The following is a 3,785-nucleotide window of genomic DNA, read 5'->3' on the forward strand; positions in this document are numbered from 1 at the left end:
GTGATGTGAAGACACTTAACATCATTTAAATTAACTTTAGAAAGACATTTAGCTAAAGCAACATGTTCAGAATCGATTGGATATAGTTTACCTTTTCCTTTTGATAGAAGCTTGTTGATGATAGTTCCACCGCTGACAAGAGCTTCCTTATTAGCAAGGCAAAGGATTTTATTCTTTTTTAGAACTTGAATAGCTGGTGCCATTCCAACAAAACCAACCAGAGCATCAACACATAAATCAAAACTGCACTTATTGATCAATTTTTTTAAACCATTTTTACCAGCGAAAAAAATAACATTTGGAAAAGCGTTACAAAGTAATTGTCTCACTTCATCATCAATTAAATAAGCGTATTTGATTGATGGGAATTCTCGAAGTGTAGAAATCAGACAATCAGAGTTTTTGCCAACCGAAATACCGGTTAGATTAAAACTGTTTTTATTTTCTTTAATGATATCAAGGCTCTGTTCCCCGATTGAACCGCTTGCCCCAAGAATCAAGACATCTCTCATGCGAATATTTTCCAACCATTATTTATAAAGATGAGCATAGCTGCCACAAAACCTGATACGAAAAGCATAGAGTCAAAACGATCCAATATGCCTCCATGCCCTGGAAGTAAATTTGAAAAATCTTTAATCCCGAAACCACGTTTAATCGCGCTGAAAGCGAAATCACCTAGGTTAGCAAAAATTGGCATTAAGAAACTAAGCAATAAGAACCAGTAAAAATAATTTAAGTTTAAAGAAGGTAAGGCTGGATAATTTATAAGGCCAAGTACCAACGCGAAAGTGGCTGAAAGAATGAAAGAAATAAACCAACCACCAAAGAAACCTTCCCATGTTTTTTTAGGAGAAATACGTGGATTTAGTTTATGTTTTCCAAACAAAACGCCAATAAAGTAAGCTCCGATGTCGGTAGAAATTGTTCCTAAAATTACATAAATAATTAGGAAGGATGATTGCAGATACTTAAAAAGATCGGCGCCAGTATCAGTAATATCTTTGAATCTTTCAAACGGAGAAAACCTTAAATATAGTAATGATTGAAGGCATAAACCAACAACAATTGTCATAGACAAGAGGTAGAAAACATGATTAACAGTGAATTCTTCACAAATAAATGAAATGCCAAAGAAGACGCCGGCAGCAACCATAATCAAAACTGTGGACACTATCAAATCAGTAAATTCGTTAACTAAGATTTTACTAGCATCAAAACTAGATGGTTCTTTAATGTAGGCAGCAATATTGTTTTTAATAAAAATCCAATAAACAAAGCAGATCATTAAAATGATTGATGCGGTATAAATTAAGTATTTAAAACGGCTCTTTAAGCCAATAACGTGAACAAGTTCATAAGCAGAAAAAACAGCAATGATAACAGACAAAGCAAAATAAAACCAACCACCCAAGAACAAACATGGAATTGCGATAGCGGCTAAAACCACACCAGTAATGATACGAGTTCTCATCGAAGATTTTGTTTCATTTGTTATTTCATTTGTTTCGATTATTTTATTTTTCATTTTTCAAACCTCCATAACGACGGTTACGGTTGTTAAATTCCTCAAGGCAATCCAGAAATTGATCTTTCTTAAAATCAGGCCAATATGTTGGAGTGAAAACAAATTCGGCATAAGCAAGTTGCCAAAGCAAGAAATTTGAGATTCGTTGTTCTCCGCTGGTGCGGACAAGTAAGTCAACATTTGGAAGACCTTCTGTATACAAATACTTTTCAAAATCTTTATTTGAAAGCGAATCGATATCCAATTTTCCACTCATTGCTTCTTTTACAATCAGCTTACTAGCGCGTACAATTTCGTCTTGACCGCCATAATTTAAACATAGATTCATGACATGTTTGTTATTGTTTTTTGTTAATTTGATTGCTTTTAAGCAAATATCTTGAGTTTTTATCGGCAATCGAGAAATATCACCAGAAATGATAACTTTGACACCATCAGAGATTAAATAATCAATTTGTTTTTTGAAGAACACTTCCAAATATTTAAATAAATGATTAATTTCCGCTTTTGGCCGAGACCAGTTTTCGGTGGAAAAACAATAATAGGAAATTACTTTAATTCCGTATTCTTTGCAATACTCAAAAACTTCAATAATTCGCTGACAAGCTTCTTTATGTCCAAGATAACGAGGAAGACCTCTAGCGTTAGCCCAACGACCATTACCGTCCATAATGAAAGCAATGTGGTTTATTGGCTTATTGAGTTCTACCTACTGCGATAACAATGGAAAGTGGTGATGCTTTGACCGGGTTCGTCATAATTGGAATTATCCTGTCAATTCTTATTGCTCTTTGTTTTGTTCGCATATCTATAACAGCACGGTATTCTGAAATCGGACTTGAAGCATGGGCGAAAATCGCTTTTGTCCGTATTCCGCTCTATCCACCAAATAAAAAGGTGCGTACGCAAGCGAAAAAGACAGTCAAAGAAGTTAAAAAAAAGATCAAAGAGGAAACCGAAGAAAAGGGCGGGCCTTTTGAGCAGTTCAAAAGATATTATGATCTTGCGATCGATCTGCTGAAAACGCTTCGCAAAATCATCCGCATCGATCGGCTAAAAGTCCGATTTACCGCCGCAGCAAAGGATGAACCTGCAAAAGCAGCCGTTCTGTACGGAAAAGCTTGGGCAGCGGAGGGTATAATTCTGGCTGTTTTGGAAAATAACATTCAGGTACGGAAAAAAGAGATTGCCATTGAGGTAGATTATCTTGCTGACAGACCGACAATTTATTGTTTTACGAAAGCTTCAGTCTCTGTCGGCGGGCTTTTTCTGGGGGCATTTCGATTTGCTAAAAAATTTATCTCACATAAAGTAAAGGAAAAAGGTGGTACTAAAAATGGAAAAACCAATCGTTGACATGATGTCCGTTACCTTGCAGAAGATCAAGGAAATGATCGATGTGAATACCATCATCGGACAAGCGATTACTGCCCCGGATGGAACAACGATTATCCCGGTCTCCAAACTCTGCTTCGGATTTGCTTCCGGCGGCTCCGATTTCGGCGGAAAGAACGCTTCCTCAGGCGACCAGAATTTTGGCGGAGGCAGCGGCGCAGGCATCAACATCATCCCGGTCGCGTTTCTTGTTGTATCGAATGGCAACGTCAAGCTTCTGCCGGTATCGCCCCCCGCCGGTAATACGATCGATCGTGTTGTTGAGATGGTGCCCGGCGTGGTCGACAAAATAACCGAGGCATTCAGCAAAGAGAAGCACAAATCACGTGAGGATTATTCGAAATCTGAGGACTCAGTATTTTAGTCCCCTGTCCTCCCATGAATAAAAAAAATCGCCTTGCGGGAAAATACGCAGGGCGAAATTTTTTTAAATAGGATGGGAAAATGATAAAAATCATTACAAGTTCAATATACCGAAGTCATACAAAAAATAGAATATTGTTTTTACCAAAAATTTTATCTTTTATTTGCATTGCTATTTTGCTATTACACCTCACCAACTTCCAATCAGCCGCAGCGACCAATTCAGATCCTGCTTTTCCCGGTGTTTCCGCTCAGGCAGCCGTTGTGCTGGATACGACAACAGGGAGGATCCTTTTTGAGAAAAATGCGGATCGGCAGATGCGGATCGCAAGTACCACAAAAATCATGACAGCAGTCGTTGCGCTGGAGCATACCGACCTGAAGAACACCGTGAAGATCATCAGAAAATATTTTGCGGAGGGTTCTTCCATGTACCTCAAAGAGGGAGAAGAAATAAGCGTATCCGACCTTCTTTACGGGCTTCTGCTTATGTCCGGAA

Annotated in this window: 6 protein-coding genes; 3 read left to right on the top strand and 3 right to left on the bottom strand. The window is 38.1% G+C overall.

Annotated features, from left to right (window positions below; translation table 11 throughout):
- The 3 genes from PHY73_08685 to uppS all read right to left on the bottom strand — a co-directional run.
- Window positions 1–512: 1-deoxy-D-xylulose-5-phosphate reductoisomerase (locus PHY73_08685; GenBank protein MDD3375777.1), on the bottom strand; the 512-nt coding region annotated here is incomplete at its 3' end.
- Window positions 509–1,528 carry a phosphatidate cytidylyltransferase gene (locus tag PHY73_08690; GenBank protein MDD3375778.1) on the bottom strand — a complete coding sequence of 340 codons (1,020 nt, stop codon included), beginning with the start codon at window positions 1,526–1,528 and terminating at the stop codon, window positions 509–511. The genes PHY73_08690 and PHY73_08685, both read right to left, overlap by 4 nt.
- Window positions 1,518–2,210 carry a polyprenyl diphosphate synthase gene (gene uppS, locus PHY73_08695; protein MDD3375779.1) on the bottom strand — a complete coding sequence of 231 codons (693 nt, stop codon included), beginning with the start codon at window positions 2,208–2,210 and terminating at the stop codon, window positions 1,518–1,520. Before uppS ends, PHY73_08690 begins: the two co-directional genes overlap by 11 nt.
- A gap of 41 nt (window positions 2,211–2,251) precedes the next feature.
- Here uppS and PHY73_08700 point away from each other — a divergent pair, with 41 nt between their 5' ends.
- The 3 genes from PHY73_08700 to PHY73_08710 form a co-directional block, all read left to right on the top strand.
- On the top strand, window positions 2,252–2,884 hold the full coding sequence (locus tag PHY73_08700) for a DUF2953 domain-containing protein (GenBank protein ID MDD3375780.1): 633 nt from the start codon (window positions 2,252–2,254) through the stop codon (window positions 2,882–2,884).
- Window positions 2,865–3,287 carry a GerW family sporulation protein gene (ytfJ, locus tag PHY73_08705; protein MDD3375781.1) on the top strand — a complete coding sequence of 141 codons (423 nt, stop codon included), beginning with the start codon at window positions 2,865–2,867 and terminating at the stop codon, window positions 3,285–3,287. The genes PHY73_08700 and ytfJ overlap by 20 nt, the downstream gene beginning before the upstream one ends.
- An 80-nt stretch (window positions 3,288–3,367) precedes the next feature.
- A partial coding sequence (locus PHY73_08710) for a D-alanyl-D-alanine carboxypeptidase (protein ID MDD3375782.1) occupies window positions 3,368–3,785 on the top strand: 418 nt, incomplete at its 3' end.

Source organism: Candidatus Omnitrophota bacterium (assembly GCA_028693815.1).
In the GTDB taxonomy this organism is placed as follows: Bacteria; Omnitrophota; Gorgyraeia; order Zapsychrales; family Aceulaceae; genus Aceula.

Excerpts from the sequence above, each read along its gene's own strand:
- PHY73_08690 (MDD3375778.1), bottom strand. The coding sequence starts at position 1,528 with ATGAAAAATAAAATAATCGAAACAAATGAAATAACAAATGAAACAAAA.
- PHY73_08700 (MDD3375780.1), top strand. The coding sequence starts at position 2,252 with ATGGAAAGTGGTGATGCTTTGACCGGGTTCGTCATAATTGGAATTATC.
- ytfJ (MDD3375781.1), top strand. The coding sequence starts at position 2,865 with ATGGAAAAACCAATCGTTGACATGATGTCCGTTACCTTGCAGAAGATC.